A 23,705-nucleotide genomic window follows, 5' to 3' on the forward strand; every position below is an offset into this window, starting at 1 on the left:
TAAGGATATGATTACTGGGATCATTGGCAGAAAAATGGGTATGACGCAGTTGTTTGCGGAGGATGGCACGGTTACGCCTGTAACGGTCATCAAAGCAGGGCCTTGCGTTGTGATCCAAACGAAGAGTGCGGCGGGCCGCGACGGCTACAATGCCGTGCAGCTCGGGCTGGTCGAGGATAAGCCGATCCGTCTCAAAAATGTCTCGAAACCGCTTCGCGGGCATTTTGAAAAGACCGGCGGCGGCACTCCTCCGACACGTGTGCTCAAGGAGATCCGCCTTGGTAGTGAACCGGAAGCCGTTGTCGGTGATCAGATCAAGGCTGATATCTTCGCCGATGGCGACCGTATCGAGGTCGTCGGGCGGTCAAAAGGACGCGGTTTTGCGGGAACGGTCAAGCGGCATAAGTTCGCGCGCGGCCCTGAGTCGCACGGTTCGATGAACGTACGCCGTCCGGGTTCGATCGGGCAGTCGGCATATCCGTCGCGGGTCATCAAGGGAACGAAATCGAGTGGCCACATGGGAGATGAGCGCGTTACCGTCAGGGGCCTGACGATCGCCAAGGTCGATACCGAGAACGATCTGATCATGGTTCGCGGAGCGGTTCCCGGTGCGAACGGCAGCTTGGTCGTAGTTAGGAAATCGTAGGGAAGCAGGGTGCTGATACAGATCGGCGAATGTCCGCCGATCGAACGGAGTGAGAAATTATGCCTACCGTAAAGGTTCGCAATTTGAAGAATAAAGAGGTCGGTGATATTGAGCTCGCTGATGCCGTATTCGGCGTCGATCTTAACGAGGCTCTTATCCACTCGGCAGTGATGAATTTCCAAGCCAACGGCCGTCAGGGCACGAGTGCCACTAAGACGCGCGGAAACGTGTCAGGTTCGGGACGAAAGCTCTGGAAGCAGAAAGGTACCGGACGTGCTCGTATAGCATCGCTTCGCTCGCCTTTGTGGAAAGGCGGCGGTAATGTCCACGGGCCGCAGCCGCGTGATTGGTCATACAATATGCCGAAAAAAATGCGGCGCGGTGCGCTGCGTTCGGCATTGTCAGAGCGGCTTCGCGAAGGGAACCTTATCGTTATTGAGGATTTTGCGTTCAAAGCTCCGAAAACCAGCGAATTCATCGGTGCGATCAATGCGTTAAAGCTCGCGGTTGATAATAAGCAGGTGAAGACGCTGATCATCGATTCGCTCGATAATGAGAATTTGGTCCTTTCTTCGCGTAATGTGCAGAAGACGAAGGTTACGAATAGCTTTGGGCTGAATATTTACGACATCGTTTACCACGAAAAGCTTCTGATCTCGAAGGCAGCGGTCGCTGAGCTGATCGATCTCCTCGATCCGAAGCGCGAAGTGGCGACCGCCGATGCTCCTGCCGCTGAAGAAAAGCCGAAGAAAAAGAAAGAAGCGGCTCCGAGATCCGAAACTAAGGTACAGGATGCCGAACCGGCATCGGTTACCGCGGTTGAGGAAGCACCTGAAGCGGAAGTAAGCGAGGAGGCTGACGGCAATGAGTAAACTTGGGACTTGGGATATTTTGAGATCACCGGTCATTACTGAAAAGAGTCTGATCCTGAAGGAGGACTCGACCGATGAGGAAAGCGGCCGCAAGACCGGACAGGTATTGACCTTTCGCGTTGACAAGAAGGCGACAAAAACGGCGATCAAAGGTGCGGTGGAAGAGATCTTTAATGTAAAGGTAGCCGCGGTCCGTACCGTTAATTACGACGGCAAGCTAAAGCGTCGAGGCCGTATCGAAGGGCGGCGTCCGAATTGGAAAAAGGCTTATGTGACCCTCAAGAAGGGCGAGCCAATGGTCGATTACGCTGAAGCGATCTAGTTTGAAGCGAGAGCGGGCAGCAGCCTGCGATCGGAATTGAGATATGGGAATCAAGAGACTAAAGCCAACTTCACCGGCACGCCGCTATCAGACGTATCTGACACGCGACGAATTGACGCCGGGAGCAGCACCCGAGAAATCGCTGCTCGAACCGAAGAAGAGAATTTCAGGCCGGAATAGCGACGGACGTATCACTATCCGGCGGCGCGGCGGCGGCCACAAGCGTTTCTACCGCGTGATCGATTTTAAGCGTGACAAAGCCGGTATCCCTGGAAAGGTCTCGCAGATCGAATACGATCCGAACCGCTCGGCTCATATTGCGCTTATCACCTATCTTGACGGAGAGAAGCGTTACATCCTCGCTCCGGTGGGCCTGAAGGTCGGCACGATAGTCTTGAGCGGTGAGGATGCGGATATCCTGCCGGGTAATGCGTTGCCGATCAAGAATATCCCGCTAGGAACCGAGGTTCACAATATTGAGCTTCGTCCCGGAAAAGGCGGCCAAATGGTTCGCAGCGCAGGCGGTTTTGCTCAGATCGTTGCGAAAGAGGGCGACCACGCACAGCTTCGTATGCCGTCAGGCGAGGTTCGGAAGATCCCTGTCGTGTGCATGGCGACCGTCGGCCAGGTAGGCAACACCGAGCATGAGAATGTTTCGCTTGGTAAGGCCGGACGCAGCCGGTGGCTCGGAAAGCGGCCGAAGGTTCGCGGTGTGGCGATGAATCCTGTTGATCACCCGCACGGCGGCGGCGAGGGTAAAACATCGGGCGGCCGCAATCCGGTAACGCCGTGGGGCCAGCCGACACGCGGTTATAAGACACGCCGCAATAAGCGTACGCAGAACATGATCGTCAAGGATCGAAGAAGGAAATAGTAGAGAGATATGCCACGTTCATTGAAAAAAGGACCGTTCATCGATCTGAGTGTACAGAAAACGCTGCGACGCATCGCAGATGGCGGATCAAAGCCGCCGGCGATAAAGACATGGTCGCGCCGTTCGACGATCACGCCCGATATGGTAGGGCTGACATTCGGGGTGCATAACGGCAAGCGTCATGTGCCCGTATTCGTAACGGAAAATATGGTCGGCCATAAGTTGGGTGAGTTTTCACCGACGCGCGTCTTCAAAGGGCATCCGGGTACAAAAGCGGAGAAGGCGGCTAAGAGAAAGTAAAGGGTGCTAAGTGATCGATGAGGAGGCTGAGGCCCTTCGTCAACATATCGCTGATAAATGATATGGAAGCCATTGCAAAAACAAAATATCTGAAAGGCAGCCCGCGAAAAGCGCGGCTGGTGATCGACCTGATCCGCGGCGAAAATGTTTCACGCGCATTGTCGATCCTGCGCTTTACCGATAAGAGGGCAGCCGATCCCATTTCAAGGTGCCTTAATTCGGCGATCGCGAACGCCACCTACAAGGCGGAGCAGTTGAATATCGCGATCGATCCGGATGATCTTTGGGTAAAGACCTGCTTCGTTGATATGGGTCCGACAAAGAACCGTCGCCGAATGCGTCCCGCACCGCAGGGCCGTGCTTATCGCGAACAGCGTCACTACTGCCATATAACGATCGAGGTCACAAGCGACGATAAGCCGAAAACGGAGAAGGAACTAAAGGCTGAGGCTGCGAAGTCGAAGAAGGCCGAAGCCAAGCCGAAGGCAAAAGCTGCGGCTCCGAAGAAAGAGGCTAAGACCAAGGCGGAGGAAGTGAAGCCGGTCGAGGAAGTTGTGGTCGAGGCTGTGGAAGAAACGCCGGTTGCAGAGAATACCGTCGATCAGGCGGCAGAAGCACCGGAGATCGTTGAAGCGGCCGCGGAGGAGGTTTCGGGGGGCGAAACAACGACAGAGGAAGCCACTGACCAGAGCGATAGCGAGGAAGCTGATAAATAAGATTTTATGGGACAGAAAGTTCATCCATACGGCTTTAGGGTCGGTTACAACAAAGATTGGCACTCGCATTGGTTCGCCAAGCACGAGTTCGCAGAGTTCCTTGCCGAAGATCTGAAGCTCAAGCGCGAGCTGAAGAAGAAATTTGCGGGCGGCGGCGTTTCGCATATTGATATCGAACGTGCTGCGGCTCGCTTGAAGATCATCATCTACACGTCGCGTCCCGGCATCATTATCGGCCGCAAAGGTGCCGAGATCGAAAAGCTTCGCGAGGATTATGCACGTAAGACCGGCCGCGAGGTGCTTATTTCGATACAAGAGATCCGTCATCCTGAACTGAATGCACAACTTCAGGCCGAGAAGATCGCCCAGCAGCTCGAAAAACGCATCATGTTCCGCCGGGCGATGAAGAAAGCGATCGAAGAATCTCTCCGCTTCGGCGCTCAGGGAGTGAAAGTGATGATCGCTGGCCGCTTGAACGGTGCTGAGATCGCACGAACCGAATGGAATCTTCAGGGCCGCCTGCCGCTTCACACGCTTCGCGCCGATATTGATTACGGTTTCGCCGAGGCGTTGACGACATTCGGCATCATCGGGATCAAGGTATGGATCTATCGCGGCGAAATACTCGATCCGAATGCATCGATCGCACGCGGGACGACGAGCGATCCGATGAATGAGGTCAAGGTCGAACGCGGTGCCATGCGTGAGCGGCGTCCGCGAAGGGACGACAGGAGATAGAGGTTCTTACGCCAGATCGTCGGAATCGTCCGGCGAGAGTGAAAGACAAAAGAGGTTCTTGAGTTATGTTACAGCCGAAAAAAGTAAAACGCCGAAGGGTAATGAAGGGCCGTATGCGCGGCAAGGCTACGCGTGGTGAGAAGCTGAGCTTTGGCGATTTTGGGCTTAAGACGTTGGAAGCTGCATGGATCACGGATCGCCAGATCGAGGCTGCTCGTATCGCGATGACCCGCCATGTAAAACGCGGCGGTAAGATCTGGATCAGGATCTTTCCTGATAAGCCTATCACGAGAAAGCCTGCGGAAACCCGTATGGGCTCGGGTAAAGGAGCCCCTGATCATTGGGTAGCCGTAGTGAAGCCGGGACGTGTGCTGTACGAGATCGAAGGTGTTGAAGAGTCGTTGGCGCGCGAGGCAATGCAGCTTGCAGCCCAGAAGCTTGCCATCAAGACCAAGTTCGTGACACGCGCTGACCTCGAAGGAGGCGTTGTTTAAGAATGAAACGCAAGGAACAGATAGATCAGCTTCGCGAGATGAATGCTGATGAATTGAAAGATCAGGCCGATGCACTCAAGGAGTCGCTTTTCAGATTGAAATTCAGGAAAGCTCTCGGTGTCGGTGAAACGCTTAAAGATATCCGCCGCGAGAAGAAAACGCTGGCTCGGGTCTATACGATGTTGAATCAGCCGAAGGCGGATTCTGAAGGTTAATAGAAATGCCTAACAAGAAAACAGAAGGATCAGAAGAGATCGCCGTAAACGCAAGCTCAACAGCGGGTGCCGAAGATAAACCGAATACCCGCAAGCGTGCTGAGAGGATCGGCATCGTCGCTTCGGACAAGATGACAAAGACCGTTACTGTGCGGGTCGATCGTGTCGTTAAGCATCCGGTGTATCGCAAATATGTCAAACGCCGCAAGAAGTTCATGGCGCATGATGAAATGGGTGCAAAGGTCGGCGATAAGGTCAGGATCATCGAGACACGGCCGCTGTCGGCGCGAAAGCGTTGGCGCGTGGTCGAGATAGTTCAGAAGGCGGAAGTTTAAGAACGGAGCCGGTGCGTCCGGCGGCGTATCGAGTGGAGAATAGTTATGATTCAGATGCAGACCTCTTTGGCGGTCGCGGACAATTCGGGGGCAAAGCGTGTGGTGATGATCATGCCGGTCGGCGGCTCTACGTCAAAGATCGCACGCCTTGGCGACACGATAAAGGTTACGGTAAAAGAAGCGGCCCCTGACGGGACCGCCAAGAAAGGAAAGGTCTATAACGCCGTCATCGTTCGCACCCATAAAGAAGTACGCCGAAAGGACGGGACATACATCCGTTTTGACGATAATGCGGCCGTTCTGATCAAGGATGACGGTACGCCGGTCGGCACACGCGTCTTCGGGCCTGTTGCCCGCGAACTGCGTGAACGCAATTTTATGAAGATCGTGTCCCTGGCTCCGGAGGTCATCTAGGACAGAACATTGAAATGTGAAAGATGCCCAAGAGCATCGTTTCATACAAGAAGAACATGGCTAAGACAGGAACAGTGAAAAGCAAGATCAAGCGCGGTGATCAGGTCGTCTTTATTGCGGGCAAGGAATATAACCGCTTTGACAGCGCCGGCAAACGGCAGCCGTACCGCGGCAAAGTGATAGCTGTCGATGCGCGCAACGGCAAGGTCAAGGTCGAAGGGGCAATGATGGTTAAGCGCCATCGCAAGCCGGTGCCGCAGCTTAATCGTGAAGGCGGTATCATCGAGCAGGAAGCGTGGGTGAATATTTCAAATGTATCGCTTATCGACCCTGAAACAGGCAAGCCGACGCGGGTAAAGATCGAACTGCGTGACGGGCAGAAGGTCCGTGTGGCAAAGAGCGGCAAGGTGATCGCCGGCACTGAATGGGTGCGAAAGGAGCCTGCGAAATTGGATGAGATCGAGGCTCCGGCCCCCGAAGCATAGAGTTCTGATATCCGGTAACGGCACTTTGCCGAGTCCCGGAAATGAGTAAAGAAAATGGCGAGACTTAGAGAAAAATATAAGAACGAGATCGCTCCGGCACTTGCCAAGGAGTTTGAGATCAAGAACCCGATGGCGATCCCGAGGATCGAGAAGATCGTTGTCAACATGGGCCTGGGCGAAGCTTCGGCAAATGCCAAGATCCTCGATGTTGCGACCGAAGAGCTGAAAGCTGTTACCGGACAGAAGCCCGTCGTTACGAAAGCGAAGAAATCCATCGCGGCGTTCAAGCTCCGTCAGGGGATGGCGATCGGAACAATGGTAACGCTTCGCGGCAATCGGATGTATGAGTTTCTCGACCGCTTGATCTCGGTTGCTCTGCCTCGCGTTCGCGACTTTCGCGGCATCTCGGGCAAGGCGTTTGACGGCCGAGGCAATTACACCCTCGGCATTCGCGAACAGTTGATCTTTCCGGAGATCGACTTTAACAAGGTGGATAAGTCGCGCGGAATGAATATATCGATCGTTACAACGGCACAAAATGACGATCAGGCCCGTTCGCTGCTAAAAGCGATGGGGATGCCGTTCAGACAGTAAAATATGGCGAAGATCAGCAAGATAGTAAAGAACAATGTTCGAAAAGATACGGTGAAGCTCTACGCCGAGCGCAGGGCGGCGGCGAAGGCGATCATCAACGATCCGCGCTCGACCCCGGAAGAGGTCGATGCGGCGGTTGTGAAACTGCAGAAGATGCCGCGTGACGCCTCACCGATCCGTGTGCGAAATCGTTGTTCTCAAACCGGACGCCCGCGCGGGTATCTTAGGAAATTTGGGGTCTCGCGTGTTTCGCTTCGCGATCTTGCACTTGAAGGGCAGATCCCGGGCGTAGTGAAATCAAGCTGGTAGGAAATTGACGGGCCGTGCGGCCCCTCGAATGTGTGACGGAGTAGGAAATAGTAATGACAGATCCAATAGCAGATATGTTGACGCGGATCCGCAATGCGATAGCGGCAAATCATCCGCGCGTCGATATTCCGGGTTCGAAGCTGAAAATGGAGGTTGCCCGCATCCTCAAGGAAGAAGGCTACATCAATAGCTATTCGGCCAAAGGCGAAGGCGTACAGTACGAGATACGCGTGTTCCTTCGCTACGATGCAAAGGGCGCCTCGTCGATCACGAACCTTAGGCGCGTTTCCAAACCGGGAAGGCGCGTTTATGTTGGCTCGGCCCAGATCCCGAAGGTTCTCGGCGGCTACGGCATAAATATTATCTCGACCTCGAAGGGGTTGATGAGTGGTAAGCAGGCCAAGGCCGCAAATGTCGGCGGCGAGGTGCTTGCGGAGATCTATTAGGATCGGTCGGCGAGGATAACTCAGCCGCGATCCATTAACGAAGATATGTCACGAGTAGGAAAGAAACCGATCAAGATACCGGCGGGCGTAACGGTTACCGTCAACGACGCGACGTTGGAGGTTAAGGGGCCAAAGGGCACTCTCTCAACCCCGATCCCGAACGGCGTAACCTTCAAGCAGGAAGACGGCATCCTGACCGCTGAGCGGTCCGGTGATGATATAGCCGCGTTCCACGGCCTTGCGAGGGCTTTGGCGAACAATGCCGTGGTCGGCGTTACCGAAGGATTCACGCAGGAGATGGATATTGTCGGCGTTGGATACAAGGCAGATGTTCAGGGCAAGAAGATCAACTTCTCGCTGGGGTATTCGCATCCCGTTGTTTATGAACTTCCGGATGGCATAGAAGCTAAGGCCGAGCGCGTCAATACGAAAGCCGGCATCACACAATATCAGACGACGATCACGCTTTCCGGCATCGATAAGCAGAAGTTGGGGCAGGTCGCCGCTGAGCTTAATCGCCTTCGAAAGCCGGATGCATATAAAGGAAAGGGCGTTCGTTACGCTGACAGGTATTACAGGTTGAAGCCGGGCAAGACCGGTAAATAACGGCCGATCGCTGCCGTTCTGAAAAATGAAGAGGACGGCGGCGACCGGAGAGTGATCTTATGGGACAGAAAAGCAGATCAGATATACGACAGGGCGTACACAGCCGTATTCGAAAGAAGGTTCAGGGAACCGCGGATCGGCCGAGGCTCGCCGTCTTTCGCAGCCTCAATCATATCTACGCGCAGGTGATCGATGACCGGGCGGGAAAGACCATTGCGACAGCATCTACCACCGAGAAGGCTCTCGGCCTTAAGACCGGCGGCAATATCGATGCGGCAAAGAGCATCGGCAAGGCCATCGCCGAGAGGGCACGTGCGGCCGGCGTTTCAAACGTGGTATATGATCGAGGCGGTTACGTTTATCACGGCCGTGTCAAAGCATTGATCGATGCTACGCGCGAGGCAGGCCTGAACGATCACGATAAGGCAAATCAGGAAAATAATGATTAACAGCAAACAGAAAGTACCCGCAGGAAGCCTGATCCTCAAGGATCAGTTGATCCAGATCAACCGTGTTACCAAGGTTGTAAAGGGCGGTAAGAATATGTCATTCGCCGCGCTTGTCGTCGTAGGTGACGAGGCCGGACACGTGGGATTCGGAACCGGAAAGGCAAAGGAAGTGCCGAGTGCAATTAAGAAAGCGGTCGAAGCGGCAAAAAATAATCTGATTCGTGTACCGCTTATCGACGGAACGCTTCCGCACGAGATGATCGGCAGGTACGGTGCGGGTCGCGTTCTGCTTAAGCCCGCTGAAGAAGGTACGGGCGTGATCGCCGGCGGTGCGGTTCGCGCAGTGCTGCAGAGCCTGGGCGTTCATAATGTTAGGACCAAGGTGCTCGGTTCGAACAATGCCCACAACGTCATTCGTGCTACTTTTGACGGCCTTCTGCGTATGAAGGACCCGATCGAGGTCGCGCGTCTGCGCGGAAAGCAGGTTGAGGAATTGGCGTAAGCGCTTAGGTACGCCGCGTTCGCTTGTGCGGCCCAATAACTAAGATCATGGCAAAGAAAGAAGAAAATTCATCAGCTGGTACGATCAAGATCCAGTATTACCGCAGTATGATCGGCTTTCCGAAGGATCAAAAGGCTATCGTTAAGAGCCTTGGCATCACGAAGCTGAATCAAACCGTTGAGCGGCCGGACGGCCCCGCAACACGCGGTGTCGTTAATAAGATCCCGCATCTTTTGCGGATCGTTGAATAGGGAGATCTGCCCGTTTAGGTAAGAACAAAAGGTCAAGGACCAAAGATATGGCTTTATCACTGAACAATTTGCATCCGGCACCCGGATCGACACACAAGAAGAAGCGTGTCGGCCGCGGCCCGGGTTCGGGGCTTGGTAAAACGGCAGGCCGCGGACATAAGGGACAGAAATCGCGTTCGGGCTATTCGAGCAGGCCGGGCTTTGAGGGCGGCCAGATGCCGCTGCAGCGCCGCTTGCCGAAACGTGGATTTACCAACATCTTTAAGAAACAATGGATCGAGATCAGTCTGAGCAAGATCGAGGCGAATTTTAACTCGGGCGATGAGGTTACGCCGGAGATCCTGCACGAACGGGGCCTCATCAAGAAAGCAAAGCACGATCTTGTGATCCTAGGCAATGGCGAGATCACAAAGAAGTTGAATATTTCGTCGCATCGTTTCACAAAAACGGCCAAGGATAAGATCGAGAAGGCCGGCGGCTCTGTTACAGTCATTACAAAGGCTGAGCCGGCCGCATAACAGATCGTTCGCGGATGATCCGGCCGCCCGAAGGGGCCGCCGGTGAACACTGAGAGATATGGAGAAGTTCTTTAACGCCGTCCAGAACATGTTCAAGATCGCCGAGTTGAGGAGTCGCATCCTCTTCACCCTCGGCCTGCTTGCCGTTTATAGGCTCGGTGCACATATACAGGCACCCGGTATCAACAAGGCTCAGCTTGAACGAGTGTGGGGCGAGGTCGCCGGTACGCTTCTCGGCATTCTTGATCTTTTCTCGGGCGGTAATTTCCGGACGATCTCGGTCTTTGCCCTTGGTGTTACTCCGTATATTACTGCGTCGATCATCATGCAGTTGATGCCGGTTCTTTCGCCCGCACTGAAAAAGATACAGGAAGAGGGCGAGGTCGGCCGGCAGAAGATGAACCAATGGACGCGGTATATGACCGTTGGGCTTTGTGCCGTTCAGACGTTCTTTGTCGCAACATGGCTACATCGAAACGGGGTTCTTGCCGATACGTGGACGGCGACGGCAATGATCATCATCACGCTAACCACCGGCACGATATTCGTAATGTGGCTTGGCGAACAGATAACCGAACGCGGCATCGGCAACGGTATTTCGCTGCTTATCTTCGCTGGTATCGTCATCGGATTGCCGAATGGCTTGACGCAGGTGATGGAGCGTGTGGGAGCGGGTGATGCGTCACAGACTCTCGGCGTGGTGTTTCTCGTGGCGGTTATGGTCGCTCTGATCGCCGTGATCGTATATGTCGAGTCAGCGCGTCGGAATATTGCGGTCAGTTACGCCAGTCGGCTAGTCGGGTCGCAGACATTTCGTGGGCAGGAGACTGCTTTGCCGCTAAAGATCAACATGGGCGGCGTTATCCCCGTCATCTTCGCGTCATCGGTACTTGCTATGCCGCAGACGCTGATGTCGGCAATACCGGCGGATCCGAACAATCCGAATTCTACTTGGTCGAAGATCGCAGCATTTTTCTCACAATTTCACGGCGGCGATCCGTATTATGAATTCGTATTCTTATCGCTGATCGTGCTTTTTACGTTCTTCTACATCACGATCATCTTCAATACGGACGAAGTTGCTGACAATCTTCGCAAACACGGCGGATTTATAGCAGGAATTCGGCCCGGGGCCCCGACCGCCGATTATCTGAACGGTATCCTCACGCGTCTTACGACGGTGGGTGCGATCTATCTTGCACTCGTAGCGTTCATACCGCAGCTCTTACTCAGCGGTTACAAAGTCGCCAGATTGCCTTTTGTCGGAACCGCAGTCGATAACTTTTTCTCATCGACGCCCGGGTTAAGCTGGATCCCGACAGGCCTCGGGTACCAATTTTATTTCGGCGGTACGAGTCTGCTGATCCTTGTTGGTGTTGCGATGGACACGGTTGCACAGATCGAAGCTCAGCTTGTGATGAGAAATTACGAGGGGTTTCTTGGTGCCGGTTCGCAGTTGCGCGGCCGCCGATCGTAGAGATACTCCCTTTGAGATCAAAGAAGGACACGGAGCGAGGTTTTTCCCTATACTCTGTGTCCTTTATTCACACTGTGGCAGGTGAATGTTGTGATGGATAAGATCATTGTATTGATCGGGGCGCCCGGTGCCGGCAAGGGAACGCAGGCACGGCTCCTGCAGGAACGCAGGTCGATCCCGCAAATATCGACGGGTGATATGTTCCGAGAGATGAGATCGCTGGACACGCCGCTGGCGCGCGAGGTTCAGGCTATTATGGCGTCGGGTAAACTTGTTTCCGATGACATTACGTTTCGGGTGGTGCAGGAACGTACGTCGCGAGACGACTGCAAGGGTACATACGTGCTTGACGGCTATCCGCGAACTGCTGTTCAAGCGCAGCAATTAGAAGGCCTTGCCAACGAGCAGGGCAAAACAATACAGGCGATCGAGGTGGCTGTCGATCGCGAAGAGTTGATGAAGCGGCTTACTGGCAGGCGTTCGTGCCCGGTGTGCGGCGAGATCTACAACATTTATTCAATGCCGCCGAAGGTTGAAGGCCGTTGCGACCGCGATCCGGAAGCTGAGCTTGTCCACCGTGCGGACGATAATGAGGACAGCGTTCGGACACGCCTTGATACATACGCCGAGAATACAGAGCCGCTGTTGGTGTATTACGCGGGTTCGGGCCGTTTGAGCAAGGTGAACGGAAGCGGCGATATCGAGGATATCTACAAAGAGGTATCCGCGCTTATCTGACCGTTAGCCGTAATGAGCGACATTTTTAGATGATCATCGCGAAATCAGAAAGGGACCTTGATAAGATGCGTGCCGTCGGCGAGTTGATCGCTGAGGTGCGTGAGGCCCTGCGCGTAATGGTCGAGCCCGGTATCTCAACACTCGATCTTAATAACGCGGCCGAGAAGATGATCCGTGATGCCGGTGCGACACCGACCTTTATCGGCTATCACGGGTTTCCGTACACGATATGTGCGTCCGTCAATAACGAGATCGTACACGGGTTTTCAAAGAAGGAGCCTCTGAAAGAAGGCGATATTGTTTCGCTCGACATGGCAGCGACCTATAACGGATTTGTCGGCGACACGGCGATCACCGTGCCGGTCGGCGATATCAGCGATGAGCTGAAGCAGCTCATTCGGGTTACTGAGGAGTGTCTTGCGTTCGGTATCGAAGCTGCCCGTGTCGGGAATAGGATCGGAGATATCGGATGGGCAGTTCAGGAGCATGCTGAGAAATTCGGTTACGGAATAGTGCGCGATTACACGGGGCACGGCATCGGGAGGCATATGCACGAGGCGCCGCAGATACCGAATTTCGGCCGTCCCGGTACAAAAGAACGGATCAGGGCCGGATATTGTTTTGCTATCGAGCCGATGCTCAATATGGGTACGGCACGAACAAGGACGCTAAGTGATAAATGGACAGTGGTAACCGAGGACGGCTTGCCGTCCGCACACGCCGAACATACGCTTGCCGTTACACATGACGGGCCGGAGATCCTGACGCTTACAAAGGAGCAAAAGCGGGCTGCTTCGTCAGCGATCGCCGCTGAGGATGCTGTTTCGACTTGAAAAATGCTCAAAATAGCAGTAACATCATTGGTTTGTCCCGTACCGTAAGGGAACGCTTTAGAATATATGTCTAAAGAAGAAGCGATAGAGGTCATGGCGACCGTATTGGAAACGCTGCCGAATGCGATGTTCAAAGTGGCGGTAGATAATAATCAGCATGAGGTGCTGGCTCATATTTCGGGAAAGATGCGTAAGAATTTTATTCGTATCCTGCCGGGAGACAAGGTTCTTGTTGAGCTTTCGCCCTATGATCTGAAGCGAGGCCGGATCACATATCGTTACAAGTAGCAGGTGAGAGAGATGAAAGTACGACCGTCGGTAAAGAAGATGTGCGATAAATGCAAGGTTATACACCGCAGGGGCGTCGTGCGCGTCATTTGCGAGAACCCGAAGCACAAACAGAGGCAAGGATAATAGATTATGGCTCGTATAGCAGGAGTTGACCTTCCGCCCGCAAAAAGGGCACAGATCGGATTGACCTACATTTATGGTGTGGGTAAGTCACGTGCGACCGATATTCTCGGAAAGGCGGGTATCAGTGTTGATGCAAAGATACGCGATCTTAGCGAAGACGAACTTAATAAGATCAGAACGATATTGGATACCGAAGGCGATGTCGAGGGTGACCTTCGCAAGCGTGTCCAGATGGATATCAAGCGTCTTATGGACGTCGGCTGCTATCGCGGCCTGCGTCATCGCCGAGGCCTGCCCGTTCGCGGCCAGCGCACAAGCACGAACGCACGTACACGCAAGGGGCCGCGTAAGGCGGCGGTTGCGAAGAAGAAGGCTCCGGGCAAGAAGTAAGCTGAGGTCGCCGTTGCCCATTCAAATGAGTATGTGCGGCATTCGGTGATCGATCAGCAAGAGATCCAAAAATGGCAAAAGCAGCAGCAAAGAAGACCTTTAAGAAGAAAGAGAAAAAGAACATACCCGTTGGTATCGTTCATATTTCGGCTTCATTCAATAATACGCTGATCTCGATCACAGATGTGAACGGCAACTTGCTTGCGCAGTGCTCATCAGGTGCGAGAGGTTTTCGCGGAAGCCGAAAGGGTACGCCGTTCGCAGCACAGCAGGCTGCGGGTGAGGTTGCCCGCAAGGCAGTCGAGGCCGGAATGCGTGAGGCCGAGGTCCGTGTGAAAGGGCCGGGCGGCGGGCGTGAGTCAGCGATCAGGGCGATCGCAATGGCCGGTATTCGCGTTACCTCGATCCGTGATACGACGCCGATCCCGCACAACGGATGCCGTCCGCCAAAGCGTCGGCGAGTTTGATCTTTGATCGTTTGGACTGCCGCCGGTGCGGCATATATCGAAAGGAAGAAAGGGCTTTTGTCCCTGTAAACTTTTTCGCGGGGTCTGTTTGGCAGCCCGCTGAAGGCAAGAACATAAATTATGGCTAGATATAGAGATGCGGTGTGCCGCCTGTGCCGCCGCGAAGGCGCTAAGTTATTTCTGAAGGGCGACCGTTGTTACAAGCCCTCTTGTGCTATCGAAAAGCGCGGCACCAATCCGCCGGGACAGCACGGCGGTGCTCGCCGCAAGCTTCTCGCGGGATATGGTGAGCAGCTTCGCGAAAAGCAAAAAGTAAAGCGCATTTACTTCATCCTCGAAAAGCAATTCAGAACCTATTTTGATAAGGCGCGCCGCCAGAAGGGTGTTACGGGCGAGAATCTTTTGTTCATGCTCGAACGCCGTTTGGACAATGTCGTGTATCGTGCGGGCTTTTCAACGTCACGTCGGCAGGCTCGCCAGCTTGTGAACCACGGGCACATAACGGTCAACGGGCATAAGGTGAACATCCCTTCGTTCCAGGTCAAGATCGGTGACGTGGTTGATGTTAAGCCGCGCACACAAAAGAACGCGCACGTTGAAGGAGCGTGGCAGACGGCGGTCGGCCGCGGCCGTCCTGCGTGGCTCAGCGCCGCCGGTAAGGATCTATCGGTTTCGGTTGCCGCATTACCGACGCGTCAGGATATTGATGCTAACATCAATGAACAGCTGATCGTCGAACTTTACAGCAAGTAATTGCTGTTCATTAAGCCGGCTGAAGTAGCCCGGTCCGGGAGTCTGTTCTTCTCTGTGAAGTCCGGGGGACAAAGCCTGCTTTTAGGAAGTATAAAGAACAAGTATGACACAGAATAACTGGACAGATTTTCAGATGCCCGGCCGTTTGAATGTTGAGAGCGGTACGCTCACCAACACATACGGCAAGTTCTACGCGGCGCCTTTCGAAAGAGGTTTCGGGACGACCATCGGCAATTCCATTCGCAGAGCGTTACTTTCCTCGATCGAAGGAGCCGCCATCTCGGCGGTCAAGATCGAAGGCGTCGAGCACGAGTTCTCGCAGATCAAAGGTGTCGTTGAGGACGCGACGGATATCATCCTTAACCTTAAGCAGGTGCCGTTTGCACTGCACGGCAGCGGCCCGAAGACCCTTTCCATATCGAAAAAGGGCGAGGGTGAAGTAAAGAGCGGCGATATCGAGGCTGACGGTGACGTCGAGATACTCGATACCGATGTTCACATTGCGACGATCAGCAAGGGCGGCAGCCTCAATGTTGAAATGCGTCTCAAACGCGGACGCGGCTACGTCTCCGCTGAAATGAATAACGACGAAGACCTCTCAGTCGGTTATATTCCGGTCGATTCGGTCCACACGCCGATCAAGAAGGTCAATTACAATGTCGAACAAACCCGTCAAGGGTCGAATACCGATTTTGACAAGCTTACGATCGAGGTCTGGACAGACGGCAGCGTTGCTCCGGAGGACTCGATCGGCTTGGCAGCGAAATTGGTCAAGGACCACATGACGATCTTCATCAATTTTGAAGAGGAAGAAGAAGAATACAAATACGAGGATATTGCTCGTCCGCCGCTTATGCGCAACGATCTGCTGGACAGGTCGGTCGATGAGATGGAATTGTCCGTCCGCGCTTATAACTGCCTGAAGAATGCGAATATCGGATCGATCCGCGATCTGATCAGACGCAGTGAGAAGGATATGCTCGGCACGAAGAATTTCGGAAAGAAATCGCTTACTGAGATCAAAGATATGCTTCATGGCATGGGACTTGATTTCGGTATGGATTTTGACGAGCAGGGCAATCCGATACCGGGAACGGGCGGCAGAGATCTTGATTAATGAGTTCGGCGTTCATAGTATTGAGCGCCGAGCTTTATACTTATTGCAATGAGACACTTAAAAGCACATCGTAAACTCGGACGTACGGTCGAACACCGCATCTCGATGCTTCGCAACCTGGCGACGTCGCTGATAAATTCGCCGAATGACCACATCGTTACCACTGTCCCGAAGGCAAAGGAACTTCGTCCGTTCGTTGAGAAGGCGATAACGCTGGCACGCAAGGCAAAGGCACTGTCAGGTGATGATGCAAAAGTGCGCGAGGTTCATCTTCGCCGTCAGGCGGCAGCCTTCTTTCATGCCGGAAATTCTACGTTCAAGATCGCTCAGAGCCGTTTTCGCGGCAAAAAGGGTGTGGCAAAGGATCCGATAGAGCGTACGGCAGGCGTCAAGGCGGTTCAGAGGCTCTTTGGTGAACTCGGCGAGCGGTATAAGGATCGAAACGGCGGTTACACACGTATAATCAGGGTCGGTCGTCGTCAGGGTGACAATGCTGAGTTGGCGGTGATCGAACTTGTTGATAATCCGCAGGAATTAGCCGCGAAGACTGCCGGAAAGTAGCACTTTGCCCGGCCCGGCCTTTTGTTTTACGATAGGCCAAGGATAAGAAAGTGGAAGAGAAGAAGAGCGGTAATACGTCATCATCTGAGCCTTCGTTCAATATGGACGAGCTTCAGGCACTCGCCGCGCTTGTCAATGAGCACGGTTTTACTGACTTTGAGTTCGAGAACGAGAACATTCGCGTTCGTTTGAGCAAAGCTGCGGCAGCAGCACCGGCAGCAACTCCTGTTGCACCGACGCCTGTTGCAGCAACTCCGGTCGCTGTTCCGGTTTCAGATGCGGCCCCTGCGGCTGCAGATGAGGACGCCGGACTCCATAAGATAACGTCGCCGATCGTCGGCACATTCTATCGATCACCCGGGCCGGACAAGCCGCCCTACGTTTCCGAAGGTTCTACTGTTTCAGCAGACACGGTCGTGTGTATCGTTGAGGCAATGAAGCTGATGAACGAGATCCCTGCCGAGGTTTCGGGCCGGATCGTTAAGGTTTATGTTGAGAACGGCGAAGCTGTCGAGTTTGGCCAGCCGCTGTTCGGTATCAGGAAATAGCCGTAATGCAATCAGATCTTTGATCTTCGGGGCATACGCTTTGGATCCGTTCAAAGCTGCTCTGCCGAAGGTTGAAGGTCATTTTGTTTATGCGAGATATCAAAAAGGTTCTAATAGCCAATCGCGGCGAGATCGCGAACCGCATCATCTGGTCGTGCAAGGAGATGGGGATCAAAACCGTCGCTGTGTATTCAGAAGCGGATCGCGAAGCTCTGCATGTACGGTTTGCCGATGAGGCGATCTGCATCGGGCCTGCACCGTCCGCGCAAAGCTATTTGAACATTCCCGCGATCATTTCAGCGGCGGAGATCACGGATGCGGACGGCATTCATCCGGGCTACGGCTTTCTGGCCGAGTCATCGACCTTTGCGAAGATCTGCGAGGATTGCAACATCAAATTCATCGGGCCGCGTCCAGATGTGATCGCTATGATGGGCGACAAGGTCGAGGCACGGCGTACAATGACCGCGGCGGGTGTACCGATCCTGCCGGGCAGCCCCGATCAGATCGAATCACCCGACGAAGCGAAAAAGCTGGCTCTTGAGATCGGCTTCCCGTTGATAATTAAGGCAGCGGCGGGCGGCGGCGGCCGCGGAATGAGGATCGTCAGGCACATTGATGAACTCGAGACCAATCTTGAACTCGCGCAAGCTGAAGCTTTGAACGCATTTAAGAACGGCTCCGTGTATATCGAGCGATATATTGAGCGTCCGCGACACATCGAGGTACAGGTACTTGCGGACCAGTTTGGGAACACCGTACACCTCGGCGAGCGTGAATGTACGATACAGCGGCGGCATCAGAAGCTGCTCGAAGAAGCTCCGTCGCCCGCCATATCTGACGAGCTTCGCCAGCAAATGGGTGCCGTTGCGGTAAAGGCCTGCAAAGAGATCGGTTATACGAGTGCGGGGACATTCGAGTTTCTGCTTGACGAGGACGGCAGCTTCTATTTTATGGAGATGAATACTCGAATTCAGGTCGAGCATCCCGTAACTGAAATCGTCACACTCACTGATATCGTCAGAAATCAGATCAAGATCGCGGCCGGCGAGAATATGGAATATAAGCAGGAGGACGTTGTCATCCGAGGCCACTCGATCGAATGTCGCATCAATGCCGAAGATCCGGTCAAGTTCACGCCGAGCCCTGGAAAGGTGACCGTGTTCAATATTCCCGGCGGTCCCGGTGTTCGGGTCGATACAGCGGTCTATCCGGGGTATGTCGTGCCGCCTTATTACGATTCGATGATCGCAAAGCTTATCGTCCACGCGCGTACGCGCGAGGTTGCCATCGCACGAATGCAAAGGGCACTCGACCTTATGGTGATCGAAGGCATTAAGACAACGATACCGCTCCATAAGGCCATAATGGCGGATGAGAACTTCCGCAAAGGGAATTTCTCGACAAAGTTCATGGAGGAATTCAAATACGAGGTTTGATCGGGTGCCGGCATTTACGGTTGCGGCAAATTGTTAGCAAAGCCCGAATGTGGTAATTTCTTTTAGTCGGTCTTTATTGATCGTGATATTAAAACTTCGCGGTTACCGTGCATGTACACGGAGTTACTGCGTACAAAAGGAGAGGCTGTGAACGGCAGCAGAAAGTATGGCAACAGCAAAAGAAACGAAAGAAAAGATAGTTGGGGATTATAAGACACACGGAACTGACACGGGTTCGTCTCAAGTTCAGATAGCATTGCTCACCCAGCGCATCAATGAGTTGACGGAGCACTTTAAGGTGCATAAGAAAGATAATCACTCCCGTCGAGGGCTGCTTATCATGGTCTCGCGACGAAGGAAACTTCTGGATTATCTAAAACGTCGGAACATTAACGAGTACCACGAAATAATCAAGAAGCTTGGCCTTCGCCGTTAGTTTCGGAAGCGGATGGCAGCGGATATATCAGATATCTCGTGCTGTACGCTTCATGCGAGCCGCTTCGAGCCGCATTATCTGCACAGGCCTTTACGAAGAGATCGTTTCCGGTTGCTGAACGTGACAGCATGAACGGCCGGAATTAGATGGAAGGCCAATTAAAATTCCATTTGTTTACCGAGACGAAAGGGCTTCACGGCGTGTCCTTTCGTCTTTGTTTATTGAGGTATAAGAATGCCAAAGAAATATTTGAATGAATCGATAAAGTTCGGAAATAAAGAACTCATCGTAGAAACAGGCAAAGTTGCCAAACAGGCCGATGGTTCGGTTGTAATACGTTACGGAGATACGATGCTGCTCGTCGCAGCCGTCTCCGCAAGAACTGCAAAAGAAGGACTTGACTTCTTTCCGCTGACGGTCGAATACCGCGAAAATTCGTTTTCAGCGGGACGAATTCCGGGAAATTATTTCCGTCGCGAAGGCCGCCCGTCCGAAAAAGAGGTCCTTACCTGCCGGTTGATCGACCGCCCTATCAGGCCGCTCTTCGCGGATGGATACCGCTTTGAAACTCAGGTTGTTGCGTCGGTAATTTCGGCTGACACTGATAACGACCCGGACGTGATCGCCATTACCGGTGCGTCATGCGCTCTCTATTTGTCGGATATTCCGTTCAACGATCCGATCGCGGGTACACGAATCGGGCTTATCGACGGCAAATACATAATAAACCCGACCTATGAGGAGCGTCGCAGCAGCGATCTTAACCTCGTGGTTGCCGGAACCGAAGAGGCCATCTGCATGGTCGAGTGTGAGGCCAGCGAGGTCGAAGAAAAGGTAATGATCGAGGCTCTGATGCTTGCACATCGTGAGATCAGGAGGTTGTGCTTGTGGCAGAAGGAGCTCGGCAAAGCTCTGAACATCACAAAACGTGAGTTTGCAACGCCCGAGATCGATCCGCATATTGCGACTGACGTTGAGAAGACGTGGAGCGACAAGCTCCGTACGGCACTCGATTCCACCGGCCGCGAAAAGATCGAGGTCTATGCGGGCATCGATGCTCTAAAGAAGGAAGTAGTGGAGAGCTATCCGGAAGATGATCCCGGCGCGAGAGCAATGGCCGGCAAGGCATTTAATGCCCTTAAGGAAAAGATCTTTCGCGAAGATATGCTCGTCAACAAACGGCGGCCGGATGGGCGTAAATTCTCAGAGGTTCGTCCGATCTCATGCGAGGTCGGCTGGCTGCCGCGTGTTCACGGCTCGGCCCTGTTCACGCGCGGCGAGACACAGGCTATGGTCAGCACGACGCTCGGGACAAAGATGGACGAGCAGTTCATGGATGATCTGGAGAAAGGCGAAGTGAAGCGGCGCTTTTTGCTGCATTATAACTTTCCGCCGTATTCCGTTGGCGAGACCGGCCGTTTCGGATCGACATCACGCCGCGAAACGGGGCACGGCAACCTTGCACGCCGTGCGATCATGTCGGTACTTCCGGATGAAGCAGACTTCCCGTACGCCATCAGGATCGTATCGGATATTACAGAATCGAACGGTTCATCATCGATGGCTACGGTCTGCGGCGGCATTCTGAGCCTTATGGACGCAGGTGTGCCGATCAAGAAGCCGGTTGCCGGCGTTGCCATGGGACTTGTGATGGAGGGCAATCGCTATGCGATCCTGACGGATATCGCCGGTGCTGAGGATCATTACGGCGATATGGATTTCAAGGTAACCGGAACCGCGGACGGTATTACAGCCCTTCAGATGGATATCAAGATCGGCGGGATCAACGCTGTGATCCTTCAGGAAGCGCTTGAGCAGGCTCGCAAAGGCCGCCTGCACATACTTGATATTATGGCCAAGACGATCGCGGAGCCGCGGCCCGACCTTTCGGCATACGCACCGCGCATCATCACGATCAAGATACATCCGGACAAGATCCGCGATGTGATCGGAAAGGGCGGTTCTGTCATCCGTTCGATCACGGAAGAGACCGGAGCGAAGATCGATATCGAGGACGACGGCACGGTGATGATCGCCACGAACGACGGTGAGGCGGCTCAGGCTGCCATCGCCCGCATCAAGGCTCTTACTGCCGAAGCTGAAGTGGGCGAGACCTACCTTGGCACCGTTTCAAGGATCGTCGATTTCGGTGCTTTCGTCGAGATCATGCCGGGCCTTGACGGCTTGCTGCACATCTCGGAGATATCTGACCGCCGGGTTAAGGACGTGCGGGATGAATTGAAGGAAGGCCAGCAGATACTTGTTAAGTGTATCGGCAAAGAAGGCAATAAGATCAAGCTTTCGCGCAAAGCTATTCTTGCCGAAGAGAAGGCAAAAGGGAGCACCGGAGACCAATAGTTGCCGCAGGTCGCTTGCCGGCGGATAGCCGCGGCGATTTTTGCGGAAAAGCATACCGGTTATCACTCTATTGTGGTAGCCGGTTTTTTGAACCATACGCCGGAGATAGAATTGCTATAAATTGAAAAAAAATCTTGGAATTTTGACTCGATTAGCCATTTTTAGCCGTAGAAGTTAGAGAAATACGCGATTTTGGGGCATATTTGGGATAAAACATACTCATCATCAGGTGCATTTGCCCGCACATTTTGATATATTTTTTTACTGCCCCAAGCCCCGGATTCACAAATGAGTGCCAACGAACTGTGAAAGCGTATCTCTTTAATCAGAGCGTGTTTATAGGTTCGATCAAGGGTACTTGATTATGAAAAACATTAATTTAAGAGTTTGGCTTTCAGCACTTTGCTTGGTGTCAATACTGTCCGTTTTTGTAAAGGTCGAAGCCGGGCCTGTCAGGTTCGACCAGGTCATTCAAATAATGGCCGCAAAACCGGGTAAGGCTGAGACGGTGAGCTTTACACGGCTGGCGGTCTTAGATCCGTTCGATAACGTGCTTGTTACCGGCGACAGTGACGATGATAAGGATAAGAAAAAGGATACGAATAAACCGCAGGATGGTCGTGTCATCACCGAGACCAAAACGGATATCGTAGTCGATGATGTTTGTGATTGCGACCAGCCGCCGACGCCGGGCCATTTTCCGAAGTGGGCTTTGCTTGGCCTCGTCGCGATCCCGCTGGCTTTCATTCTGATCAGGACGAAGAAGGAAACGCCGACGCCGACGCAGACCATACCACAGACACAGACGCCGACCCCGACGCCTACGCCCACGGTGACGCCAACGCCGACGCTGACACCAACGCCGACTCCGCCTGTAACGCCGACACCGCCGCAGCCGGTGCCTGAGCCGATAACGATCTTGCTGTTCGGTACCGGTCTGGCATCTATCGGACTTGTCGCAAGGCGAAAGCTTGGCAAGAAGGGCGACTCGAAGAAAGAGGATACCGAAGAATAAGTCTGTGCGGGCGGTAGTGGCCTGCCGCACGGTCGGCAGGTGCACGCTAACATTGAAAAAGGATCATTTCGGGCCACGTGGCCAAAGTATTTGAGAGGAGATCACAATGCGATCGATCAAAAGTAACATTATCTTCGTGCTGAGCGTCGTACTGGCACTCAGTGTGACGACCGCGATGGCGGCAAATAACGACAAGAAGCCGAAAGCACCGAAGAATATGGGCACGCTAAGTGTAAAAACATCGCCCGTTCCATATAAGGTGCGTATCGATGGCGAAGAGCGCGGCGTCAGCGGTGTTGATAAAGGTGCTGAATTCTATCTGACGCCGGGTTTTCATACGGTCGAGGTAATTGCCCCGAACGGCCAGGTATGGAAGCAAGAGGTTGAGATCCGCCGCGGTTTCAAGAACTGTATTTGTTTGAAGTCGGTCGAAGAGACGATCACAAAGCCTTGTCCGTACCGCTTTCATCTGGAAGGGCCTGACCGCGTAACCGAAGGCGATGCTGTTACCTTCAAAGCCATTCCGGACATCGCCTCGCCGATCCCGGTCATCTATAACTGGCGAACCACTAACGGCAGCATTCTGACCGGTCAAGGCACGCCGAATATTACGGTTGACAGTAACGGCCTTGGCGGCCGTACGATCGAGGCTGAGCTCGATGTAAACGACAGCGTCTATGACGGACGCTGCCGTCAGGTGATCAATGTACCTACGGATGTTGAACGTCTGCCGCCGCCGGAGACCCCGAAAAAGGTTGCCTGCGACCAATTCGAGACCCGCAGTGCCGATGATGACAAGGCCCGCTTTGACAACTGTGTGATCATGTCGCAGAACACGCCTGATTCACATCTGTATGTCATCATTTATCCGGGAACAGACCGTATCAGTACGACGCGTAACACTTACGAGCGTGTCCAGAAGCGTACACTTGATTACATGGTACGCAACCGAGGTTACGACCCGAGCAGAATCCACTTTATCAAGGGGTCCAGCCGGTTAAAGACAAGCTACGAGGTGTGGATCGTTCCTGCAGGTGCGGAACCGCCTGTCGCGCAGTAGCTGACGCTGGAAG

36 protein-coding genes are annotated in these 23,705 nt (G+C 53.6%); all 36 read left to right on the top strand.

Going from position 1 to position 23,705, the window contains the following annotated elements; all coding sequences use genetic code 11:
- Window positions 1–7: 7 nt before the first annotated feature.
- The 36 genes from rplC to HS105_06315 all read left to right on the top strand — a co-directional run bounded on the left by rplC (window position 8) and on the right by HS105_06315 (window position 23,692).
- Window positions 8–646, top strand: a complete 639-nt coding sequence (rplC, locus tag HS105_06140; protein ID MBE7516169.1) for a 50S ribosomal protein L3 — start codon at window positions 8–10, stop codon at window positions 644–646.
- A 59-nt stretch (window positions 647–705) separates the two neighbouring features.
- On the top strand, window positions 706–1,518 hold the full coding sequence (rplD, locus tag HS105_06145; protein MBE7516170.1) for a 50S ribosomal protein L4: 813 nt from the start codon (window positions 706–708) through the stop codon (window positions 1,516–1,518).
- Complete coding sequence (gene rplW / locus HS105_06150; protein ID MBE7516171.1) at window positions 1,511–1,840, top strand: 50S ribosomal protein L23; 330 nt, start codon at window positions 1,511–1,513, stop codon at window positions 1,838–1,840. The genes rplD and rplW overlap by 8 nt, the downstream gene beginning before the upstream one ends.
- 43 nt (window positions 1,841–1,883) lie before the next feature.
- The gene (gene rplB / locus HS105_06155; GenBank protein ID MBE7516172.1) at window positions 1,884–2,714 is read left to right on the top strand and encodes a 50S ribosomal protein L2; all 831 of its coding nucleotides are present in this window, start codon (window positions 1,884–1,886) and stop codon (window positions 2,712–2,714) included.
- Between the two features lie 9 nt (window positions 2,715–2,723).
- Window positions 2,724–3,014 (top strand): 30S ribosomal protein S19, encoded by a 291-nt coding sequence (gene rpsS / locus HS105_06160; GenBank protein ID MBE7516173.1) that lies wholly within the window; start codon window positions 2,724–2,726, stop codon window positions 3,012–3,014.
- Between the two features lie 62 nt (window positions 3,015–3,076).
- On the top strand, window positions 3,077–3,730 hold the full coding sequence (gene rplV / locus HS105_06165; protein MBE7516174.1) for a 50S ribosomal protein L22: 654 nt from the start codon (window positions 3,077–3,079) through the stop codon (window positions 3,728–3,730).
- Between the two features lie 6 nt (window positions 3,731–3,736).
- Window positions 3,737–4,468 (top strand): 30S ribosomal protein S3, encoded by a 732-nt coding sequence (rpsC, locus tag HS105_06170; protein MBE7516175.1) that lies wholly within the window; start codon window positions 3,737–3,739, stop codon window positions 4,466–4,468.
- Window positions 4,469–4,533: 65 nt separating this feature from the next.
- Window positions 4,534–4,962: a 50S ribosomal protein L16 gene (rplP, locus tag HS105_06175; protein ID MBE7516176.1), complete on the top strand. Its 429-nt coding sequence runs from the start codon at window positions 4,534–4,536 to the stop codon at window positions 4,960–4,962.
- 2 nt (window positions 4,963–4,964) lie between these two features.
- Window positions 4,965–5,177: a 50S ribosomal protein L29 gene (rpmC, locus tag HS105_06180; protein MBE7516177.1), complete on the top strand. Its 213-nt coding sequence runs from the start codon at window positions 4,965–4,967 to the stop codon at window positions 5,175–5,177.
- Window positions 5,178–5,182: 5 nt separating this feature from the next.
- Entirely contained in the window at window positions 5,183–5,512 is a 330-nt protein-coding gene (rpsQ, locus tag HS105_06185) for a 30S ribosomal protein S17 (GenBank protein MBE7516178.1), read from the top strand.
- Between the two features lie 45 nt (window positions 5,513–5,557).
- Complete coding sequence (gene rplN, locus HS105_06190) at window positions 5,558–5,926, top strand: 50S ribosomal protein L14 (GenBank protein ID MBE7516179.1); 369 nt, start codon at window positions 5,558–5,560, stop codon at window positions 5,924–5,926.
- Window positions 5,927–5,982: 56 nt separating this feature from the next.
- Window positions 5,983–6,411 carry a 50S ribosomal protein L24 gene (gene rplX / locus HS105_06195; GenBank protein ID MBE7516180.1) on the top strand — a complete coding sequence of 143 codons (429 nt, stop codon included), beginning with the start codon at window positions 5,983–5,985 and terminating at the stop codon, window positions 6,409–6,411.
- A gap of 54 nt (window positions 6,412–6,465) precedes the next feature.
- Window positions 6,466–7,005, top strand: a complete 540-nt coding sequence (gene rplE, locus HS105_06200) for a 50S ribosomal protein L5 (protein MBE7516181.1) — start codon at window positions 6,466–6,468, stop codon at window positions 7,003–7,005.
- A gap of 3 nt (window positions 7,006–7,008) precedes the next feature.
- Window positions 7,009–7,314, top strand: coding sequence for a 30S ribosomal protein S14 (gene rpsN, locus HS105_06205; GenBank protein MBE7516182.1), 306 nt, complete (start codon window positions 7,009–7,011; stop codon window positions 7,312–7,314).
- A 47-nt stretch (window positions 7,315–7,361) separates the two neighbouring features.
- Window positions 7,362–7,760 (top strand): 30S ribosomal protein S8, encoded by a 399-nt coding sequence (rpsH, locus tag HS105_06210; GenBank protein ID MBE7516183.1) that lies wholly within the window; start codon window positions 7,362–7,364, stop codon window positions 7,758–7,760.
- A 45-nt stretch (window positions 7,761–7,805) separates the two neighbouring features.
- Window positions 7,806–8,366, top strand: a complete 561-nt coding sequence (rplF, locus tag HS105_06215) for a 50S ribosomal protein L6 (GenBank protein ID MBE7516184.1) — start codon at window positions 7,806–7,808, stop codon at window positions 8,364–8,366.
- Window positions 8,367–8,425: 59 nt separating this feature from the next.
- Window positions 8,426–8,815 carry a 50S ribosomal protein L18 gene (rplR, locus tag HS105_06220; GenBank protein ID MBE7516185.1) on the top strand — a complete coding sequence of 130 codons (390 nt, stop codon included), beginning with the start codon at window positions 8,426–8,428 and terminating at the stop codon, window positions 8,813–8,815.
- Window positions 8,808–9,317, top strand: coding sequence for a 30S ribosomal protein S5 (rpsE, locus tag HS105_06225; GenBank protein MBE7516186.1), 510 nt, complete (start codon window positions 8,808–8,810; stop codon window positions 9,315–9,317). Before rplR ends, rpsE begins: the two co-directional genes overlap by 8 nt.
- Window positions 9,318–9,364: 47 nt before the next feature.
- Window positions 9,365–9,568, top strand: a complete 204-nt coding sequence (gene rpmD / locus HS105_06230; protein ID MBE7516187.1) for a 50S ribosomal protein L30 — start codon at window positions 9,365–9,367, stop codon at window positions 9,566–9,568.
- Between the two features lie 47 nt (window positions 9,569–9,615).
- A complete protein-coding gene (gene rplO / locus HS105_06235) occupies window positions 9,616–10,086 on the top strand; it encodes a 50S ribosomal protein L15 (protein ID MBE7516188.1) in 471 nt (156 codons plus the stop codon).
- Window positions 10,087–10,144: 58 nt separating this feature from the next.
- Window positions 10,145–11,563 carry a preprotein translocase subunit SecY gene (gene secY, locus HS105_06240; GenBank protein MBE7516189.1) on the top strand — a complete coding sequence of 473 codons (1,419 nt, stop codon included), beginning with the start codon at window positions 10,145–10,147 and terminating at the stop codon, window positions 11,561–11,563.
- A 93-nt stretch (window positions 11,564–11,656) separates the two neighbouring features.
- Window positions 11,657–12,301, top strand: a complete 645-nt coding sequence (locus tag HS105_06245; GenBank protein MBE7516190.1) for an adenylate kinase — start codon at window positions 11,657–11,659, stop codon at window positions 12,299–12,301.
- A gap of 29 nt (window positions 12,302–12,330) precedes the next feature.
- A complete protein-coding gene (gene map / locus HS105_06250; protein ID MBE7516191.1) occupies window positions 12,331–13,134 on the top strand; it encodes a type I methionyl aminopeptidase in 804 nt (267 codons plus the stop codon).
- Window positions 13,135–13,200: 66 nt separating this feature from the next.
- Window positions 13,201–13,422, top strand: a complete 222-nt coding sequence (gene infA, locus HS105_06255; GenBank protein ID MBE7516192.1) for a translation initiation factor IF-1 — start codon at window positions 13,201–13,203, stop codon at window positions 13,420–13,422.
- 12 nt (window positions 13,423–13,434) lie between these two features.
- Window positions 13,435–13,548: a 50S ribosomal protein L36 gene (rpmJ, locus tag HS105_06260; protein ID MBE7516193.1), complete on the top strand. Its 114-nt coding sequence runs from the start codon at window positions 13,435–13,437 to the stop codon at window positions 13,546–13,548.
- Between the two features lie 6 nt (window positions 13,549–13,554).
- The gene (gene rpsM, locus HS105_06265) at window positions 13,555–13,938 is read left to right on the top strand and encodes a 30S ribosomal protein S13 (GenBank protein MBE7516194.1); all 384 of its coding nucleotides are present in this window, start codon (window positions 13,555–13,557) and stop codon (window positions 13,936–13,938) included.
- Window positions 13,939–14,009: 71 nt separating this feature from the next.
- Complete coding sequence (gene rpsK, locus HS105_06270) at window positions 14,010–14,405, top strand: 30S ribosomal protein S11 (protein MBE7516195.1); 396 nt, start codon at window positions 14,010–14,012, stop codon at window positions 14,403–14,405.
- Between the two features lie 120 nt (window positions 14,406–14,525).
- The gene (rpsD, locus tag HS105_06275) at window positions 14,526–15,158 is read left to right on the top strand and encodes a 30S ribosomal protein S4 (GenBank protein ID MBE7516196.1); all 633 of its coding nucleotides are present in this window, start codon (window positions 14,526–14,528) and stop codon (window positions 15,156–15,158) included.
- A gap of 103 nt (window positions 15,159–15,261) precedes the next feature.
- Window positions 15,262–16,275, top strand: coding sequence for a DNA-directed RNA polymerase subunit alpha (locus tag HS105_06280; GenBank protein ID MBE7516197.1), 1,014 nt, complete (start codon window positions 15,262–15,264; stop codon window positions 16,273–16,275).
- A gap of 48 nt (window positions 16,276–16,323) precedes the next feature.
- The gene (gene rplQ, locus HS105_06285) at window positions 16,324–16,836 is read left to right on the top strand and encodes a 50S ribosomal protein L17 (GenBank protein MBE7516198.1); all 513 of its coding nucleotides are present in this window, start codon (window positions 16,324–16,326) and stop codon (window positions 16,834–16,836) included.
- Window positions 16,837–16,937: 101 nt separating this feature from the next.
- Window positions 16,938–17,384, top strand: a complete 447-nt coding sequence (gene accB / locus HS105_06290; protein ID MBE7516199.1) for an acetyl-CoA carboxylase biotin carboxyl carrier protein — start codon at window positions 16,938–16,940, stop codon at window positions 17,382–17,384.
- Window positions 17,385–17,473: 89 nt separating this feature from the next.
- Window positions 17,474–18,823, top strand: coding sequence for an acetyl-CoA carboxylase biotin carboxylase subunit (gene accC, locus HS105_06295; protein ID MBE7516200.1), 1,350 nt, complete (start codon window positions 17,474–17,476; stop codon window positions 18,821–18,823).
- A gap of 166 nt (window positions 18,824–18,989) precedes the next feature.
- Window positions 18,990–19,259, top strand: a complete 270-nt coding sequence (gene rpsO / locus HS105_06300; protein MBE7516201.1) for a 30S ribosomal protein S15 — start codon at window positions 18,990–18,992, stop codon at window positions 19,257–19,259.
- A 234-nt stretch (window positions 19,260–19,493) separates the two neighbouring features.
- On the top strand, window positions 19,494–21,617 hold the full coding sequence (gene pnp, locus HS105_06305; GenBank protein ID MBE7516202.1) for a polyribonucleotide nucleotidyltransferase: 2,124 nt from the start codon (window positions 19,494–19,496) through the stop codon (window positions 21,615–21,617).
- Between the two features lie 364 nt (window positions 21,618–21,981).
- On the top strand, window positions 21,982–22,632 hold the full coding sequence (locus HS105_06310) for a PEP-CTERM sorting domain-containing protein (GenBank protein MBE7516203.1): 651 nt from the start codon (window positions 21,982–21,984) through the stop codon (window positions 22,630–22,632).
- A 106-nt stretch (window positions 22,633–22,738) separates the two neighbouring features.
- Window positions 22,739–23,692 (top strand): hypothetical protein, encoded by a 954-nt coding sequence (locus HS105_06315; protein ID MBE7516204.1) that lies wholly within the window; start codon window positions 22,739–22,741, stop codon window positions 23,690–23,692.
- Window positions 23,693–23,705: the final 13 nt, after the last annotated feature.

The organism is Chloracidobacterium sp. (assembly GCA_015075585.1).
Classification (GTDB): domain Bacteria; phylum Acidobacteriota; class Blastocatellia; order Pyrinomonadales; family Pyrinomonadaceae; genus OLB17.

What these genes read in the sequence shown, in the direction of transcription:
- HS105_06245 (MBE7516190.1), top strand. Translation starts at nt 11,657, where the DNA reads ATGGATAAGATCATTGTATTGATCGGGGCGCCCGGTGCCGGCAAGGGA.
- rpmJ (MBE7516193.1), top strand. Translation starts at nt 13,435, where the DNA reads ATGAAAGTACGACCGTCGGTAAAGAAGATGTGCGATAAATGCAAGGTT.
- rpsM (MBE7516194.1), top strand. Translation starts at nt 13,555, where the DNA reads ATGGCTCGTATAGCAGGAGTTGACCTTCCGCCCGCAAAAAGGGCACAG.
- HS105_06315 (MBE7516204.1), top strand. Translation starts at nt 22,739, where the DNA reads ATGCGATCGATCAAAAGTAACATTATCTTCGTGCTGAGCGTCGTACTG.
- accC (MBE7516200.1), top strand. Translation starts at nt 17,474, where the DNA reads ATGCGAGATATCAAAAAGGTTCTAATAGCCAATCGCGGCGAGATCGCG.
- rplO (MBE7516188.1), top strand. Translation starts at nt 9,616, where the DNA reads ATGGCTTTATCACTGAACAATTTGCATCCGGCACCCGGATCGACACAC.
- rplF (MBE7516184.1), top strand. Translation starts at nt 7,806, where the DNA reads ATGTCACGAGTAGGAAAGAAACCGATCAAGATACCGGCGGGCGTAACG.
- rplE (MBE7516181.1), top strand. Translation starts at nt 6,466, where the DNA reads ATGGCGAGACTTAGAGAAAAATATAAGAACGAGATCGCTCCGGCACTT.
- rplX (MBE7516180.1), top strand. Translation starts at nt 5,983, where the DNA reads ATGGCTAAGACAGGAACAGTGAAAAGCAAGATCAAGCGCGGTGATCAG.
- rplP (MBE7516176.1), top strand. Translation starts at nt 4,534, where the DNA reads ATGTTACAGCCGAAAAAAGTAAAACGCCGAAGGGTAATGAAGGGCCGT.
- rpmC (MBE7516177.1), top strand. Translation starts at nt 4,965, where the DNA reads ATGAAACGCAAGGAACAGATAGATCAGCTTCGCGAGATGAATGCTGAT.
- accB (MBE7516199.1), top strand. Translation starts at nt 16,938, where the DNA reads ATGGACGAGCTTCAGGCACTCGCCGCGCTTGTCAATGAGCACGGTTTT.
- secY (MBE7516189.1), top strand. Translation starts at nt 10,145, where the DNA reads ATGGAGAAGTTCTTTAACGCCGTCCAGAACATGTTCAAGATCGCCGAG.
- HS105_06280 (MBE7516197.1), top strand. Translation starts at nt 15,262, where the DNA reads ATGACACAGAATAACTGGACAGATTTTCAGATGCCCGGCCGTTTGAAT.
- rplC (MBE7516169.1), top strand. Translation starts at nt 8, where the DNA reads ATGATTACTGGGATCATTGGCAGAAAAATGGGTATGACGCAGTTGTTT.
- rplV (MBE7516174.1), top strand. Translation starts at nt 3,077, where the DNA reads ATGGAAGCCATTGCAAAAACAAAATATCTGAAAGGCAGCCCGCGAAAA.
- rpsD (MBE7516196.1), top strand. Translation starts at nt 14,526, where the DNA reads ATGGCTAGATATAGAGATGCGGTGTGCCGCCTGTGCCGCCGCGAAGGC.
- rpsQ (MBE7516178.1), top strand. Translation starts at nt 5,183, where the DNA reads ATGCCTAACAAGAAAACAGAAGGATCAGAAGAGATCGCCGTAAACGCA.
- rpsN (MBE7516182.1), top strand. Translation starts at nt 7,009, where the DNA reads ATGGCGAAGATCAGCAAGATAGTAAAGAACAATGTTCGAAAAGATACG.
- pnp (MBE7516202.1), top strand. Translation starts at nt 19,494, where the DNA reads ATGCCAAAGAAATATTTGAATGAATCGATAAAGTTCGGAAATAAAGAA.
- rpsO (MBE7516201.1), top strand. Translation starts at nt 18,990, where the DNA reads ATGGCAACAGCAAAAGAAACGAAAGAAAAGATAGTTGGGGATTATAAG.
- rplN (MBE7516179.1), top strand. Translation starts at nt 5,558, where the DNA reads ATGATTCAGATGCAGACCTCTTTGGCGGTCGCGGACAATTCGGGGGCA.
- rplB (MBE7516172.1), top strand. Translation starts at nt 1,884, where the DNA reads ATGGGAATCAAGAGACTAAAGCCAACTTCACCGGCACGCCGCTATCAG.
- rpsE (MBE7516186.1), top strand. Translation starts at nt 8,808, where the DNA reads ATGATTAACAGCAAACAGAAAGTACCCGCAGGAAGCCTGATCCTCAAG.
- rpsK (MBE7516195.1), top strand. Translation starts at nt 14,010, where the DNA reads ATGGCAAAAGCAGCAGCAAAGAAGACCTTTAAGAAGAAAGAGAAAAAG.
- rpmD (MBE7516187.1), top strand. Translation starts at nt 9,365, where the DNA reads ATGGCAAAGAAAGAAGAAAATTCATCAGCTGGTACGATCAAGATCCAG.
- rpsS (MBE7516173.1), top strand. Translation starts at nt 2,724, where the DNA reads ATGCCACGTTCATTGAAAAAAGGACCGTTCATCGATCTGAGTGTACAG.
- rplQ (MBE7516198.1), top strand. Translation starts at nt 16,324, where the DNA reads ATGAGACACTTAAAAGCACATCGTAAACTCGGACGTACGGTCGAACAC.
- map (MBE7516191.1), top strand. Translation starts at nt 12,331, where the DNA reads ATGATCATCGCGAAATCAGAAAGGGACCTTGATAAGATGCGTGCCGTC.
- rplD (MBE7516170.1), top strand. Translation starts at nt 706, where the DNA reads ATGCCTACCGTAAAGGTTCGCAATTTGAAGAATAAAGAGGTCGGTGAT.
- HS105_06310 (MBE7516203.1), top strand. Translation starts at nt 21,982, where the DNA reads ATGAAAAACATTAATTTAAGAGTTTGGCTTTCAGCACTTTGCTTGGTG.
- rpsC (MBE7516175.1), top strand. Translation starts at nt 3,737, where the DNA reads ATGGGACAGAAAGTTCATCCATACGGCTTTAGGGTCGGTTACAACAAA.
- rplW (MBE7516171.1), top strand. Translation starts at nt 1,511, where the DNA reads ATGAGTAAACTTGGGACTTGGGATATTTTGAGATCACCGGTCATTACT.
- infA (MBE7516192.1), top strand. Translation starts at nt 13,201, where the DNA reads ATGTCTAAAGAAGAAGCGATAGAGGTCATGGCGACCGTATTGGAAACG.
- rplR (MBE7516185.1), top strand. Translation starts at nt 8,426, where the DNA reads ATGGGACAGAAAAGCAGATCAGATATACGACAGGGCGTACACAGCCGT.